The organism is Streptomyces sp. NPDC048295, assembly GCF_040652135.1.
GTDB lineage: Bacteria > Actinomycetota > Actinomycetes > Streptomycetales > Streptomycetaceae > Streptomyces.
Map to the genome: position 1 here is coordinate 410,568 of NZ_JBEZLL010000001.1, position 14,357 is coordinate 424,924.

The window sequence follows — 14,357 nt, forward strand, 5'->3', positions numbered from 1 at the left end:
CTCAGGGCAGGGACGCAAGGGCTGACCGGAGGACGCGGCCCGCGGTCAGGACGACGTCTTGGGCAGCTGCTTCCCGTAGTCGACCGTGTCCCCCCGCGTCGGGGCCTCCAGGGCGAAGTCCTTGCCCCAGTCCGACAGGGTGACGGTCCCCCCGCCGCCGCCGCGCGCGAACCGCAGCGGGTACGCCGTGCCCTCCAGCGAGACGTCGAGCGTGCCGCCCTCGCCCTTGCCGCCCGTGATCTGGACGGTCCGGGTCTCGCCGACCGTCTGCCGGTCCCCCTTGTTGAGGGTGCCGTGCAGCGTGAGCATCCCGTCGAGCAGGGTCTTCTTGTCCGTGAAGCCGCGCAGCTGCTTGTACGTGGGGTCGTCCTGGGGCACCTTCACGTACTTGTTCTGGAGTTTGTCCGCGGCCGCGCCGCCCGCCCCGCCGTCGGCGCCGGGCTCCTCCTCGTGGCTCCAGAACCCGGAGTCCGCCTTCAGATAGAGCTCGTCGCCGATCCGCAGCAGCTCGAAGGTGCTGTCCTTCGAGACGACGGAGCCGGTGCCGCCCTTCTCGTTGAGCCGCATGTTGAGCTTGTACGTGCCGCCCTTGCCGACCAGCGTCCCGGCCAGGCGCACCGTGTCGGCGGTGTCCGCCGCGCGCTGGGCCTTCTTCTCGATCTCCAGGGCGCTCAGCTTGCCGACGCCGTTGGTCCCCTGGTCCGGGTCCTCGCCGCACGCCGTGAGGGCTGTGGCCAGGCCCGCACAGAGCAGGGCGGCGAGGGCGGTCCGGCGTCGGGCCCGGACGGGCGGAACGGAAGAGGTCACGGGCGCACTGCCTCTCATCTGCATCGCGGGGGTGGCAGACGGCAGCGTACCTGTGCCGTTCACACCTTCCGGCAGGGAGCCGTACGGACGGCTCCACCGGGGCAACCCGGAGCGGTACGGGCTAGCCTGATCCCGTCATAACGGTTGATTGACTGCCAAACGGACCAGTCGGAGAAGTCGTACACGGAAGAAGGAGGCGCAGGATGGTGGCAGGCGCCCCCCGGGTGTTCGTCTCCCATCTCGCCGGTGTACCGGTGTTCGACCCCAACGGCGACCAGGTGGGCCGTGTCCGCGATCTGGTCGCGATGCTCCGGGTCGGCGGCCGGCCGCCCCGGCTGCTCGGGCTCGTCGTCGAGGTGCTCAGCCGCCGCCGGATCTTCCTCCCCATGACCCGGGTCACCGGGATCGAGTCCGGCCAGGTCGTCACCACCGGCGTGGTCAACATGCGGCGCTTCGAACAGCGCCCCACCGAACGCCTGGTGCTCGGCGAATTCCTCGACCGCCGGGTCCGCCTCGTGGAGACCGGCGAGGAGGTCACCGTCCTCGACGTCTCCGTCCAGCAGCTCCCGGCCCGCCGCGACTGGGAGATCGACAAGTACTTCGTGCGCAAGGGCAAGGGCGGGGCGCTGCGCCGCAAGGGCGAGACGCTGACGGTCGAGTGGTCGGCGGTCAGCGGGTTCTCGCTGGAGGAGGTCGGGCAGGGCGCCGAGACCCTGGTCGCCACGTTCGAGCGGCTGCGCCCGACCGATGTGGCCAACGCGCTGCACCACCTCTCGCCGAAGCGGCGGGCCGAGGTCGCCGCGGCGCTCGACGACGACCGGCTCGCCGATGTCCTGGAGGAGCTGCCCGAGGACGACCAGGTGGAGATCATCGGCAAGCTCCAGGAGGAGCGCGCCGCCGACGTCCTGGAGGCGATGGACCCGGACGACGCGGCCGACCTGCTGTCCGAGCTGCCCGAGGAGGACAAGGAACGGCTGCTGACTCTGATGCGGCCGGACGACGCGGCCGATGTGCGGCGCCTCATGTCGTACGAGGAGCGGACCGCGGGCGGGCTGATGACCACCGAGCCGATCATCCTGCGGCCGGACGCGACGGTCGCCGACGCGCTCGCCCGGGTCCGGCAGGCGGACCTCTCCCCGGCGCTGGCCGCACAGGTGTACGTGTGCCGGTCGCCCGACGAGACACCGACCGGCAAGTACCTGGGCACCGTGCACTTCCAGCGGCTGCTGCGGGATCCGCCGTACGCGCTGGTCAGCTCGATCGTCGACAGCGATCTCGTCCCGCTCACCCCGGACACCCCGCTGCCGGCCGTGACCAGCTATCTGGCCGCGTACAACCTGGTCTCGGCGCCCGTGGTGGACGAGGGCGGCTCGCTGCTCGGCGCGGTGACGGTCGACGACGTCCTCGACCACCTGCTGCCCGAGGACTGGCGGGAGACGGACTTCCACGGCGAGGAGGGGGTCGCCAGTGGCCGCTGAGGAACGCTCGAAGACGGCGCCGTCGGGGGCCTCGGGCATCGCGCGTCCGCCCCGTTCCCGGCTGGACCAGCCGAAGGACCCGCGGCGGCGGATGCTGCCCGACTACGACCCCGAGGCGTTCGGCCGGCTCTCCGAGCGGATCGCCCGCTTCCTGGGCACCGGACGGTTCATCGTCTGGATGACGCTGGTCATCATCGTCTGGCTGGTGTGGAACGTCTTCGCGCCCGCGGACCTGCGGTTCGACCCGTACCCGTTCATCTTCCTGACGCTGATGCTGTCGCTCCAGGCCTCGTACGCGGCCCCGCTGATCCTGCTCGCGCAGAACCGGCAGGACGACCGCGACCGGGTCACCCACGAGCAGGACCGCAAGCAGAACGAGCGCTCCATCGCGGACACCGAGTACCTCACACGGGAGATCGCCTCGCTGCGGATGGGGCTCGGCGAGGTCGCCACCCGCGACTGGATCCGCTCCGAGCTGGAGGACCTCGCGAAGGACCTCGACGACCGGCTCCCCCTGCTCCCGGCCGAGAGCGACGAAGACCGCTGACGGGTGCTACTCGCCGGTACGACGGACGCCGCAATGCCCTCCCGCCGCCCACCACCACCCTCAAGGAGCGCCGCGCGCACCCGTACTATCGAGGTATGGCTACGGAAGACGCGGTGCTTGAGGCACTGGCGACAGTGAACGACCCGGAGATCCACCGTCCGATCACCGAACTCGGCATGGTGAAATCGGTCGAGATCGATGCTGACGGTGCGGTCGCTGTCACGGTCTATCTCACGGTCTCAGGCTGCCCGATGCGCGAGACGATCACCAAGAACGTCACGGACGCGGTCGCCCGCGTCGAGGGCGTCTCGCGGGTCGACGTCACGCTCGACGTGATGAGCGACGAGCAGCGCAAGGAGCTCGCCACCTCGCTGCGCGGCGGCACGGCGGAGCGCGAGGTGCCGTTCGCCAAGCCCGGCTCGCTGACCCGGGTCTACGCGGTCGCGTCCGGCAAGGGCGGCGTCGGCAAGTCGTCGGTGACGGTGAACCTCGCGGCCGCGATGGCCGCCGACGGCCTCAAGGTCGGTGTCGTGGACGCGGACATCTACGGGCACAGCGTGCCGCGGATGCTCGGCGCGGACGGCAAACCGACCCAGGTCGAGAACATGATCATGCCGCCGTCCTCGCACGGTGTGAAGGTCATCTCCATCGGCATGTTCACCCCGGGCAACGCCCCGGTGGTGTGGCGCGGACCGATGCTCCACCGCGCGCTCCAGCAGTTCCTCGCCGATGTGTACTGGGGCGACCTCGACGTCCTCCTGCTCGACCTGCCGCCGGGCACCGGCGACATCGCGATCTCGGTGGCGCAGCTCGTGCCGAACGCCGAGATCCTGGTCGTCACCACCCCGCAGCAGGCGGCGGCCGAGGTCGCGGAGCGGGCCGGTTCGATCGCCGTGCAGACCCACCAGAAGATCGTCGGCGTCGTCGAGAACATGTCGGGCATGCCGTGCCCGCACTGCGACGAGATGGTCGATGTGTTCGGCACCGGCGGTGGCCGGAAGGTCGCCGAGGGCCTGACGAGGACGACCGGCGCGGAGGTGCCGGTGCTCGGCTCCATCCCGATCGACGTACGGCTGCGCGAGGGCGGCGACGAGGGCAAGCCGGTCGTCCTGTCGGACCCGGACTCCCCGGCCGGCAAGGCGCTTCGCACCATCGCGGACAAGCTGGGCGGCCGTCAGCGTGGCCTGTCCGGCATGTCGCTGGGCATCACCCCGCGCAACAAGTTCTGAGACGACCGGGCGGTGACCGGCCCGGGGCCGGTCACCGCCCGGTGTCCGGCGCACGCCCGTGCGTACGCCCGCGTCCGCGTGCTACGCGTACGTCGTGATGTCGTCGATCACCGAGAACCCCAGCCCGTACGCGCTCATCCCCCGCCCGTACGCCCCGATGTGCACCCCGCCGCGCGCCGATCCCGCCAGTACCCAGCCGAATTCGGACTCCCGGTAGTGGAACGGCACCGGGACACCGTCCACCGGCAGCGACAGCACCGACCACGCGGGACCTTCCAGGTCGTCGGCCAGCTCGAACGCCGTCTCCGTCTGCTGGTCCAGCCAGTCGTCGCGCAGCGCGTGGTCCATCTGCGGGGGCCACGTGCAGGCGAGCAGGCCCGACCCGGCCAGCCAGGCCGCGGAGGACACCGTGGTCGCGTCCAGCACCCCCGTGCCGTCACCGCTGCGCCGGACCGGGCTGCTGGCCATCGACACGACGACGGCGAACCGTTGCTTCTCGGCGCCCGCTTCGGCCCGGACCGACGGTTCGTCACCGTGCCCGATGGAACCGTGCTGCACCGTGCCGTCCGCCGCGGTGCCCACCTGCATCAGCCGACGCGGCCCGGTGAAGGCCTCGTCCAGTGCGTACCAGGGAAACGTGGCTGCCAGATAGCCGTCGACAATGCGCCGGGCCGCCGGCACCCCCTCTGCGGTGACTGTGCCCGGCGCATCTTCCGCGCCCACCCGACTTGTCGTCTCCATCTGCCCGGCCGCCTCCTCGATCCGTTGGGTCCGGAGCGGCCCGCCCCCCAGCGGGCGTACTCACAACCGGACAGATGGAGAATAGCCATACCGTCCGGACGAGCCGGGATTGGCGGGGGGTCAGGTGGCGTCGGCGTCGAACGGCGGCCGGTCGTCCTTGCCGGGCTGGTCACGCTTCTTCAGCAGATCCGGAGCACCGGCGGAGCCATTGGCGGCGGTGATCGCCGAGGCGCCCGACACGCCGCTCCTGGAGTCCGCGGACTCCAGGTCCTTGCTCTCCCGGCCGTTGACCGCGTCGGTGACCTCGGACAGATCCTTGCGGAGGTCGAAGCTCTCGCGGATCTCCTTCAGCCCCAGATCGTCGCTGCCGTCCATGAGCTGCTTGCGGACGAACGTCTTGGGGTTGAGGTCCTCGAACTCGAAGTCCTTGAACTCCGGGCCGAGCTCCGTACGGATGTCCTCCTTGGCGCTCTCGGAGAACTCACGGATCTTGCGGATGAAGCGCGAGGCGTCCTGGATAACCTTCGGCAGCTTGTCCGGGCCGAAGATCAGCACGCCCAGAACCGCGAGCGTCACCAGCTCGAGTGCGCCTATGTCATTGAACACCCTGTTGCTCCTCGTGTTCTCCGAGACCATGTCGGTCGAGGTCCGGACCCGCCCACGGTACCCGTCGAAACTGTCCGCGCGGTAGCGTCACGTGGCTGTCACGTGCCGCTCGCCGAGCCGAGCGTCAAAGAGATGGACAGGTCTTTACCACCGCGCGTCAATGTGAGGTCCAGACGGTCTCCCGGACGGTGCGCGCGGATCTTCACGATCAGCTCCTCGCCGCTGTGCACCCGTCGGCCGTCGACCTCGGTGATGACGTCACCGGGCCTGATCCCGGCCTTGGCCCCGGGCCCGCCCGGCGTCACCGCGGACTTGCCCGCCGCGCCCTTCGCGCCGACCCTGGCCCCGTCCCCCGCGTACTTCATGTCCAGTGTGACGCCGATCACCGGGTGGGTGGCCTTCCCGGTGTTGATCAGCTCCTCGGCGACCCGCTTGCCCTGGTTGATCGGGATGGCGAAGCCGAGGCCGATGGAACCCGCCTGGCCGCCCTCCTCGGCCGAGCCGCTGTCGGCGGCGCGGATGGCGCTGTTGATGCCTATGACATGGGCGTCGGTGTCGACGAGCGGACCGCCGGAGTTGCCCGGGTTGATCGGCGCGTCGGTCTGCAGCGCGTCGACGTAGCTGATGTCGCTGCCGTCGCCCTTCTCGCCGCCCGCGGTGATCGGCCGGTCCTTGGCGCTGATGATGCCGGAAGTCACGGTGTTGGAGAGGTCGAAGGGGGCGCCGATGGCCACCACGGGGTCGCCGACCTGCACGTTGTCGGAGTTGCCCAGCGGCAGCGGCTTGAGGCCGGAGACACCGGTGACCTTGACCACGGCCAGGTCGTAGCCGCTGTCCTTGCCGACGACCTTGCCGCGCGCGGTCTCCCCGCCGCTGAACGTCACGGTGATCTCGCCGCCCTGGCCTGCCGGGGCGACGACGTGGTTGTTGGTGAGGATGTGGCCGGAGCCGTCGAGGACGAAGCCGGTGCCGGTGCCGGACTCGGTGGCGCCGCTGACGTGGAGGGTGACCACGCTGGGCAGGGCACTGGCGGCGATGCCGGCGACGCTGTCGGGGGCCCGGCCGCCGCTGCTGCGGCCGGCCTGCGGGAGCTCGACCTGGGTGAGGCCGCCGTTGCGCTCGATGTAGGCGCCGATGCCGCCGCCGATCCCGCCCGCAACCAGCGCGAGCAGCACGGCGCCGACGAGGAGGGAGCCGCGCCGGCTCTTCTTGCGGCCGGTGTCGGCCCCGAGCGGCGGGCCCGGGTTGGTGAGCGGCTGCCTGGGCGCGCCCCAGGGGTCGTACTGGAGCCACTGCGCCGACGCCGCCTGCGGCTGGGGCTGGGGCTGGGGCTGGGGCTGCTGGAGTTGGGGCTGTTGCCGGGGCACGTGGGGCGGCGGGGTGGGGGTGGGCGATGTGGGGATGCCCGCGCCGTTCGTCCCCGCGTACTGCGGGGGTACGGGGGTGCCGTGCGCCGGGGTCGGGACCGGCCGCTGGACGGGCGGTGCGGGTGCCCAGGGGCCGGGTCCGCCGTAGGGCGGGGTGCTGTACTGGTCGGGCTCGTGCAGCGGCGTCACCGGCGGCACGGCCGGTGCCGCGGGCGGCGCCTCGGCGGGCACGGCGGGCGGCGGTACGGGGGCCGGGGACCGGGGCGGCACGTCGGCCCGGGGTGTCCCTGACTCCGTCGGGTCGGCCACCGGTGCCGCGTCCTCGGCGGGGGACGGCTCGTCCGGCGCTGTGCGGGTGGCACTGCCCGCCGTGGGCCGGCTCCACCACTTCGCCTTCGGCCCGGTGGACTTCCCGTCTTCCATGCTCTCCCCGCAACTGCCGCAACTGGCCTCTGCACGCCCCGGCCGGGGCGTCCCTCCCGGAACTGCTCCCGGAATTCAACCAGGTTTGCGCATGCTTGCGCAGGCCCCGGTTCAGCCCCGGGACGAAAGCGGCAGACCGCGATCGGTGGGGGTGGGAACGGCCGAGGCCGAGGACTGTGCCCAGGGCGGAGGCGAGGGCTGCGTCCCGGCCGGTGGCACGGAGGGCGTGGGCGACTGCGCGGCGAGCCGCCCGAACACCTCGGCGAAGAGCGGGGTGGTGCCGGTCGGGCGTATCAGAGGTGGCGCGGACACATTGGTCAGGAGGTGAGCGGCGAAGGGGTTTCCCGCGAGGCTCGCGGTGGCGACCACCGCGGGAGTGGCGGAGGGCACCGCCGGTGCGACGCTCGGCACGGCCGAGGGGGCCGTGGCGGTCGAGCGGTCGCCCGCCCCTCTGGCGGCGAGCGTGCCGTGGCTGCCGCCGCCGCGACGGCTGACCGAGCCGCCGCTCTCCCCGCGCGAGGGCGCGTCGAGCGGGGTCACCGCGTTTCCTGCACCCGAGGCCCGGGCCGCGGAGCCGGTGCCCGCGCCCGTCGGCAGGGCACCGCCGAGGGCGATGGCCGCCAGCGAGACGGCACTCGCCGCCGCGAAGGCGAATCTCCGGCCGCGCCAGGGCGAACGCTCTCCCTCGCGGCCCACCTCGTGGATCCGGAAGGCGGAACGGGAGGAACCCCCCGGCAGCACGGCCGTCGAGCCGTGCGGGGTCGGGAGGAAGCCGAAGCCGCCGAGCGACCGGTCCCCGGGCGATTCCGGGCGGCTGCCGGACGGCTGGATCACGGGGAAGAGCCCGTCGCCGAGGCGCCCGGAGCCGCCGAACGGTCTGTCCTGCCGGTCGTCGTCACCTCCCGGACCCCCGGGAAGGCCCTGCAGCCGGGCGAGGAACCCCTCGGAGGGTGACGGCGGGGCGGACTGGGCGAAGACACTCTTCAGGCGCCGCTGCGCCGCGGCCTCGGCCTTGCACTTGGCGCAGGTCGCGAGGTGGGCGAGCACCCGCTCGCGGGCGTCATGTTTCAGCTCGCCGTCGACAAGCGCGGCGAGGCGGTCCCCCAGGTGTTGTTCCGCGGGGGTCGGACCTGTGCCGCTCACGCCGTTCCGCCCTCCCCTGCCAGGACCGCGCCCGCCAGCGAGCGCTGCTCGGCACGGGCCTCGGGCGAACGGTGCCGCAGCGCCTTGCGCAGATGCGAGCGACCGCGGTGGATACGGCTGCGCACGGTGCCGAGCTTCACGCCGAGCGTCGCGGCGATCTCCTCGTACGAGAGGCCCTCGATGTCGCAGAGCACGACGGCGGCACGGAACTCGGGCGCGAGGGTGTCGAGCGCCTGCTGCACGTCCGCGTCGAAGTGGGTGTCGTTGAAGACCTGCTGAGGGGACGGCTCGCGGCTCGGCAGCCGCTCGGCGGCGTCGTCGCCGAGCGAGTCGAAGCGGATGCGCTGCTTACGGCGGACCATGTCCAGGAACAGGTTGGTCGTGATGCGGTGCAGCCAGCCCTCGAAAGTGCCCGGCGTGTAGGTCGACAGCGACCGGAAGACCCGGACGAAGACCTCCTGTGTGAGGTCCTCGGCGTCGTGCTGGTTGCCCGTCAGCCGGTAGGCGAGGCGGTAGACCCGGCCGCTGTGCGTGCTGACGATCTCTTCCCATGAAGGTGGCGTCCACGCCTGGGATTCCGTGTCCGAGGCGAAAGTCGCGGTCGGTGCGGAGTGGTTGGAAGAACGGTCAGCAATGTTGGTCACGGATTTCGGCTCACCCGCCGACCTGAGAAAGCGCCGCAGCACTCCTCCCCGATCCACAGGCGCAGCCGCACCTCCCCTATCGGCTCTGGTGGTGTCCAGTGGAGCCCCTACCATAGCCACCTCGCCCGTTAGCTCCGGATAAGCCTTTTTTCCTGCTGGGGCCGGGGATCGCCCCGGGAACCGCCGGCCCGTGGCTCCCGGACCCGATCCGCGGGCCGATTCCACAGGCTCTCCCCTGCCCCTTCATAACGCCCGGTCCCATCTGCGGGTTCCCGGGCGCAGCGGATACAGTCACCGTTGCGCCAACTACGGGGACAGGAGAGGGTCATTACCGCCAACCGGCAGACGAGCTGGGCGTTCGCCGACGCCTTTGTCGCCGAGGACGAAGCACTGCACTGGGCCCGTGACCGGGCCCGGGAGACGGGGCTCCGCTCGGTGTCGCCAGGTACCGGCGCCGCGCTGCGCCTGCTCGCTGCCACGACGGACGCCAAAGCGGTGGCCGAGATCGGCACCGGGACGGGCGTGTCCGGGCTCTATCTGCTGCACGGCATGCGGCCCGACGGCGTTCTGACCACCGTCGACCCGGAGCCCGAGCGCCAGCAGTTCGCCCGCGAGGCCTTCCGGGCCGCGGGGTACGCCGCCAACCGGGCCCGCTTCATTCCCGGCCGCGCCCTGGACGTACTGCCCCGGCTCGCGGACGGCGGATACGACCTGGTGTTCTGCGACGGCGACCGGCTGGAGAGCCTGGACTGCCTCGCTGAATCGTTGCGCCTGCTGCGCCCCGGCGGGCTGGTCTGCTTCGAGGGCGTCTTCGCGGACGGCCGTACCGTCGATTCCGCGGCGCAGCCCGCGGAGGTGCTGCGGCTGCGGGAGCTGCTGCGCGCGGTGCGCGAGAGCCAGGAGCTGATGTCGACGCTGCTGCCGGTGGGCGACGGGCTGCTCTGCGCGGTGCGCAGGGGCTGAGGCCCGCCGTCGCGGGGCCGGGAAGCCGTCCGGGCCCCGGGCGGACACTCCGGGCGCACCTGGCCGTGAACGCATCACTGCCCCGGCACGGACACCGTGCCGGGGCAGTGATGAAGTGTGGGCGCCTCTGCTCAGCCGACGACCTTCTTGAGGGCATCGCCGAGTGCATCGGCCTCGTCCGGCGTCAGCTCCACGACAAGCCGACCGCCGCCTTCGAGCGGAACGCGCATGACGATGCCCCGCCCCTCCTTTGTCACCTCGAGCGGGCCGTCGCCCGTCCGCGGCTTCATGGCCGCCATGCTCGTTCCCCTTCCTGAAACCAGCTCATCGCAACCGGCGGCCCCATGACAGGCGCTGCCTCACCGGCATCGAACACATTGCTTCCAGGCCATTATCCCGCATCACAGACCCCGATGACCAACATCGGTCGGCATCGCTTGCGCAACGCGCTCTCTCAAAACCACCCATTTAGGCAATCGGCCTGCGATACTCCGCCGCCCGTACCCCCGCTTCGGGGCCCAATTGTTAGACGCAGGTCACATGTCGGCTCCCGCCCGGGTCGGCCATGCTTGCCTGGACAGGCATTGCCCGAGGTGCGAAGGGGACAACGAAATGGCCGACCACATGGCGGACAGCGTGCTCACCGAAGTGAGCGACGGACTCGCGACGATCACGATCAACCGTCCCGACGCGATGAACGCCATGAACACCGCGACCAAGGTGGCGCTACGTGACGCACTGGAGTCCGTGGCGGCCGACCCCGCCGTACGTGCCGTTCTGCTCACCGCGACCGGGCGGGCGTTCTGCGTCGGCCAGGACCTGAAGGAGCACGTGGCCACGCTCGAAAGCACCCGCGAGTCGGGCAGCGGCAATGCGCTGAGCACGGTGCGGGAGCACTACAACCCGATCGTGCGGGCCATCGCCGGGATGCCCAAGCCGGTCGTCGCCGGGGTCAATGGGGTCGCCGCCGGTGCCGGTTTCGGCTTCGCGCTCGCCTGCGACTACCGGGTGGTCGCGGACACGGCCTCGTTCAACACCTCCTTCGCCGGTGTGGCCCTCACCGCCGACTCGGGCGTCTCCTGGACGCTGTCGCGCCTGATCGGGCAGAGCCGCGCCGCCGACCTGCTGCTCTTCCCGCGCTCGATCTCCGCGCAGGACGCCCATGAGCTGGGCATCGTGAACAAACTGGTGCCCGCCGCCGACCTGGCCGCCGAGGCCGCCGCCGTGGCCCGCACCCTGGCGTCCGGCCCCACGGTGGCGTACGCCGCGCTCAAGGAGTCGCTGGCGTACGGCGCCGGTCACACGCTGAGCGAGGCGCTGGAGAAGGAGGACGAGCTCCAGACCCGGGCGGGCGCGTCCGAGGACCACACGATCGCCGTGCAGGCGTTCCTGAACAAGGAGAAGCCGAAGTACCTCGGCCGGTAGCCGCCCGGACTCCTTCCCGCGGTACGGCCCCAGGGGCTTTCGTCCGGATCGGGCCGCGGGGGCACGCGCGCCCGGCCGATCCGGACGAGAGGCCTTATGCCCCGCCGCCGCGCGCGACGCAGTCGGCCAGGTGGTCGTCGACCAGGCCGCACGCCTGCATCAGGGCGTAGGCCGTCGTGGGTCCGACGAAACGCACCCCGCGCTTCTTGAGGTCCTTGGCCAGCGCCGTGGACTCCGGGGTGACCGCCGGGACGTCGCCGAGGGTGCGCGGGGCGGGGCGGCCGGCCGGGTCGGGGGCGTAGGACCAGATCAGGTCGTCCAGCTCGCCGGCGTCCCAGCCGGCCAGCACCTTGGCGTTGGCGAGGGTCGCCTCGATCTTCGCGCGGTTGCGGATGATGCCGGCGTCGGCGAGGAGGCGCTCCTTGTCGGCGTCGGTGAACTCGGCCACGGCGGGGATCTTGAACCCGGCGAAGGCGGAGCGGAAGCCCTCCCGCCGGCGCAGGATCGTCAGCCAGGACAGGCCCGACTGGAAGGCCTCCAGGCAGAGCCGTTCGAACAGGGCGTCGTCGCCGTGGACGGCCCGGCCCCATTCGGTGTCGTGGTACGTGAGGTAGTCCTCGGTGGACAGCCCCCAGGGGCAGCGCAGTCCGCCGTCCGGGGCCGCTTCCGCGCCGCCGCTCATCGCCGGGGCTCCTCTCCGGGGTGCTCCGCGGGCCGCGGGTCTTGCTCCGGTGGCTCCCACGGCGCCTTCGGGCGGTCCTCGGGCTGCTCCCGCCCCTGCTCCGGCCGTTCGGCCGGTCCCTCGATGAGGCCGGGGCCGCCGACCGCGGTCGCCTGCGCGCCGGCCAGTGCCGATTCCAGCTCCGCGATCCGCGCGTCCCGCTCGGCGAGCTCGGCGCCGAGCCGGTCGAGCGCCTCGTCGACATCCATCATCCGGTAGCCGCGCGCGGCCACCGGGAGCCGCAGCGCGTCGATGTCCGCGCGGCCGACCGGTCGCGTCGCGGGCAGCGGGTCGACCGGCTGCTCGGGCGCCACGTCCTGCAGGACGGCGCTCTTCCCCCCGCCGACCACCGCGAGGGTGACCGCGGCCACCACCACGACCATCGTCACCAGCAAGAACCAGAACACGCGCATCTCCCCGGGAGCGGAAACCTGTCCGGGTCCGATCGTGCCATGCAACACCGACAGCCGGTGCCCACCGGGCTAGGGTCGCAGGCGACCCACGGGCGATCTACCAGAGGAGAAACGCGGGATGCGAAGCGGTGTGCTCAGGCTGGGGCGGCGCGAGTTCGGTGCGCACGAGCCGGTGATCATGGCGATCGTGAACCGTACCCCGGACTCCTTCTACGACCAGGGGGCGACCTTCCGGGACGAGCCGGCGCTCGCCCGGGTCGAGCAGGCGATCGCGGACGGTGCGGCGATCGTCGACATCGGCGGCGTGAAGGCGGGCCCCGGCGAGGAGGTGACCGCCGAGGAGGAGGCGCGTCGCACGGTCGGCTTCGTCGCGGAGGTGCGCCGCCGCCATCCGGACGTGGTGATCAGCGTGGACACCTGGCGTCACGACGTCGGCGAGGCGGTCTGCGAGGCCGGCGCGGATGTGCTGAACGACGCGTGGGGCGGTGTCGACCCGAAGCTCGCGGAGGTCGCCGCACGGTACGGCGCCGGTCTGGTGTGCACGCACGCGGGCGGCGCCGAGCCGCGGACCCGGCCGCACCGGATCGCGTACGACGACGTGATGGCGGACATCCTGCGGGTGACGGTGGGGCTGGCCGAGCGGGCGGTCGCGCTCGGGGTGCGGCCCGACGGCGTCATGATCGACCCCGGTCATGACTTCGGGAAGAACACCCGGCACTCCCTGGAGGCGACGCGCCGGCTCGGCGAGATGACGGAGACCGGCTGGCCGGTGCTCGTATCGCTGTCCAACAAGGACTTCGTCGGCGAGACGCTCGACCGGCCGGTGAAGGAGCGGGTGATCGGGACGCTGGCGACCACGGCGGTCTCCGCGTGGCTCGGGGCGCAGGTGTACCGGGTGCACGAGGTGGCGGAGACCCGGCAGGTGCTCGACATGGTGGCGTCCATCGCGGGGCACCGCGAGCCGGCCGTGGCGCGGCGCGGACTGGCGTGACCGGGCCGGGTGCGGGTCCCGCGGCGGGCCCCGCACCCCGGACGGTCGCTACCGGCCGACCTCCTTCGTCACGAGGTCGACCGCCTCTTCCACGTCGTCCGTGACGTGGAACAGCAGCAGGTCGTGCTCGGACGCCTTGCCCTGCGCCACCACCGTGTCCCGCAGCCAGTCCACGAGACCGCTCCAGTACGCGGTGCCGAACAGCACGATCGGGAAGCGGGTGACCTTGCCCGTCTGGACGAGGGTGAGCGCCTCGAAGAGCTCGTCCAGGGTGCCGAGCCCGCCGGGCAGGACGACGAAGCCCTGCGCGTACTTCACGAACATCGTCTTGCGGACGAAGAAGTAGCGGAAGTTGACGCCGATGTCGACGTGCGGGTTGAGGCCGGACTCGAAGGGCAGCTCGATGCCGAGTCCGACCGAGACGCCCTTCGCCTCCCGCGCCCCCTTGTTCGCCGCCTCCATCGCCCCCGGCCCGCCTCCGGTGATCACCGCGAAGCCGGCCTCGACCAGGGCCTTGCCGATCCGTACGCCTGCCTCGTAGTCGGGTCCGCCGGCCGGGGTGCGGGCCGAACCGAAGACGCTGATCGCGCTCGGCAGCTCGGCCAGCGCGCCGAATCCCTCGACGAACTCCGACTGGATGCGCATCACCCGCCAGGGGTCTGTGTGCACCCACTCGGAGTCGCCCTCGGTGTCCAGCAACCGCTGATCGGTGGTGCCGGGCTGTACCTGTTCCCTGCGGCGCAGTACCGGTCCGAGCCGCTGCTCCTCCGGGACGCGTGCCCCCTCGGGGTTGCCCATGACCTGCTCCCTCCGACGACGATCGACGACCGGTGGATCCCGGGGGACCCGTGGTCGTCCG

The 14,357-nt window shown here is 71.9% G+C and carries 16 protein-coding genes; 6 read left to right on the plus strand and 10 right to left on the minus strand.

Features of this window, described 5'->3' with window-relative positions:
* Positions 1-45: 45 nt before the first annotated feature.
* Complete coding sequence (locus AB0D53_RS01795) at positions 46-807, minus strand: hypothetical protein (RefSeq protein ID WP_362438452.1); 762 nt, start codon at positions 805-807, stop codon at positions 46-48.
* A gap of 203 nt (positions 808-1,010) precedes the next feature.
* Between AB0D53_RS01795 and AB0D53_RS01800 the strand changes: the two genes are divergently transcribed.
* The 3 genes from AB0D53_RS01800 (at position 1,011) to AB0D53_RS01810 (ending at position 4,061) form a co-directional block, all read left to right on the plus strand.
* Complete coding sequence (locus tag AB0D53_RS01800; protein ID WP_362438455.1) at positions 1,011-2,285, plus strand: CBS domain-containing protein; 1,275 nt, start codon at positions 1,011-1,013, stop codon at positions 2,283-2,285.
* Complete coding sequence (locus tag AB0D53_RS01805; protein ID WP_362438458.1) at positions 2,275-2,832, plus strand: DUF1003 domain-containing protein; 558 nt, start codon at positions 2,275-2,277, stop codon at positions 2,830-2,832. Before AB0D53_RS01800 ends, AB0D53_RS01805 begins: the two co-directional genes overlap by 11 nt.
* Positions 2,833-2,927: 95 nt before the next feature.
* Positions 2,928-4,061 (plus strand): Mrp/NBP35 family ATP-binding protein, encoded by a 1,134-nt coding sequence (locus AB0D53_RS01810; protein ID WP_362438461.1) that lies wholly within the window; start codon positions 2,928-2,930, stop codon positions 4,059-4,061.
* Positions 4,062-4,142: 81 nt separating this feature from the next.
* On the opposite strand, the gene AB0D53_RS01815 is transcribed toward AB0D53_RS01810, so the two are convergent.
* The 5 genes from AB0D53_RS01815 to sigE all read right to left on the minus strand — a co-directional run bounded on the left by AB0D53_RS01815 (position 4,143) and on the right by sigE (position 9,099).
* Complete coding sequence (locus tag AB0D53_RS01815; protein ID WP_362438464.1) at positions 4,143-4,802, minus strand: hypothetical protein; 660 nt, start codon at positions 4,800-4,802, stop codon at positions 4,143-4,145.
* A 120-nt stretch (positions 4,803-4,922) separates the two neighbouring features.
* Positions 4,923-5,408 (minus strand): sec-independent translocase, encoded by a 486-nt coding sequence (locus AB0D53_RS01820; RefSeq protein ID WP_329818024.1) that lies wholly within the window; start codon positions 5,406-5,408, stop codon positions 4,923-4,925.
* A gap of 98 nt (positions 5,409-5,506) precedes the next feature.
* On the minus strand, positions 5,507-7,198 hold the full coding sequence (locus tag AB0D53_RS01825; RefSeq protein WP_362438468.1) for a trypsin-like peptidase domain-containing protein: 1,692 nt from the start codon (positions 7,196-7,198) through the stop codon (positions 5,507-5,509).
* A 111-nt stretch (positions 7,199-7,309) separates the two neighbouring features.
* On the minus strand, positions 7,310-8,341 hold the full coding sequence (locus AB0D53_RS01830; RefSeq protein ID WP_362438471.1) for a zf-HC2 domain-containing protein: 1,032 nt from the start codon (positions 8,339-8,341) through the stop codon (positions 7,310-7,312).
* Positions 8,338-9,099, minus strand: coding sequence for an RNA polymerase sigma factor SigE (gene sigE, locus AB0D53_RS01835; RefSeq protein ID WP_329818027.1), 762 nt, complete (start codon positions 9,097-9,099; stop codon positions 8,338-8,340). Before sigE ends, AB0D53_RS01830 begins: the two co-directional genes overlap by 4 nt.
* Before the next feature lie 183 nt (positions 9,100-9,282).
* On the opposite strand from sigE, the gene AB0D53_RS01840 reads away from it, so the two are divergent.
* Complete coding sequence (locus tag AB0D53_RS01840) at positions 9,283-9,948, plus strand: O-methyltransferase (protein ID WP_329818028.1); 666 nt, start codon at positions 9,283-9,285, stop codon at positions 9,946-9,948.
* A 131-nt stretch (positions 9,949-10,079) separates the two neighbouring features.
* On the opposite strand, the gene AB0D53_RS01845 is transcribed toward AB0D53_RS01840, so the two are convergent.
* Positions 10,080-10,247 carry a DUF3117 domain-containing protein gene (locus tag AB0D53_RS01845; protein WP_003966491.1) on the minus strand — a complete coding sequence of 56 codons (168 nt, stop codon included), beginning with the start codon at positions 10,245-10,247 and terminating at the stop codon, positions 10,080-10,082.
* A gap of 313 nt (positions 10,248-10,560) precedes the next feature.
* On the opposite strand from AB0D53_RS01845, the gene AB0D53_RS01850 reads away from it, so the two are divergent.
* Positions 10,561-11,373, plus strand: coding sequence for an enoyl-CoA hydratase-related protein (locus AB0D53_RS01850; protein WP_362438476.1), 813 nt, complete (start codon positions 10,561-10,563; stop codon positions 11,371-11,373).
* A 94-nt stretch (positions 11,374-11,467) separates the two neighbouring features.
* On the opposite strand, the gene AB0D53_RS01855 is transcribed toward AB0D53_RS01850, so the two are convergent.
* Together AB0D53_RS01855 and AB0D53_RS01860 are read right to left on the minus strand one after the other, a co-directional pair.
* Positions 11,468-12,055, minus strand: coding sequence for a DNA-3-methyladenine glycosylase I (locus AB0D53_RS01855; protein ID WP_362438479.1), 588 nt, complete (start codon positions 12,053-12,055; stop codon positions 11,468-11,470).
* Complete coding sequence (locus AB0D53_RS01860; RefSeq protein WP_362438482.1) at positions 12,052-12,501, minus strand: hypothetical protein; 450 nt, start codon at positions 12,499-12,501, stop codon at positions 12,052-12,054. Before AB0D53_RS01860 ends, AB0D53_RS01855 begins: the two co-directional genes overlap by 4 nt.
* Before the next feature lie 136 nt (positions 12,502-12,637).
* Here AB0D53_RS01860 and folP point away from each other — a divergent pair, with 136 nt between their 5' ends.
* Positions 12,638-13,498: a dihydropteroate synthase gene (gene folP, locus AB0D53_RS01865; protein WP_362438827.1), complete on the plus strand. Its 861-nt coding sequence runs from the start codon at positions 12,638-12,640 to the stop codon at positions 13,496-13,498.
* Positions 13,499-13,546: 48 nt separating this feature from the next.
* Here folP and AB0D53_RS01870 read toward each other — a convergent pair whose 3' ends face one another.
* Positions 13,547-14,296, minus strand: a complete 750-nt coding sequence (locus AB0D53_RS01870) for a TIGR00730 family Rossman fold protein (RefSeq protein ID WP_362438485.1) — start codon at positions 14,294-14,296, stop codon at positions 13,547-13,549.
* Between the last annotated feature and the right edge of the window lie 61 nt (positions 14,297-14,357).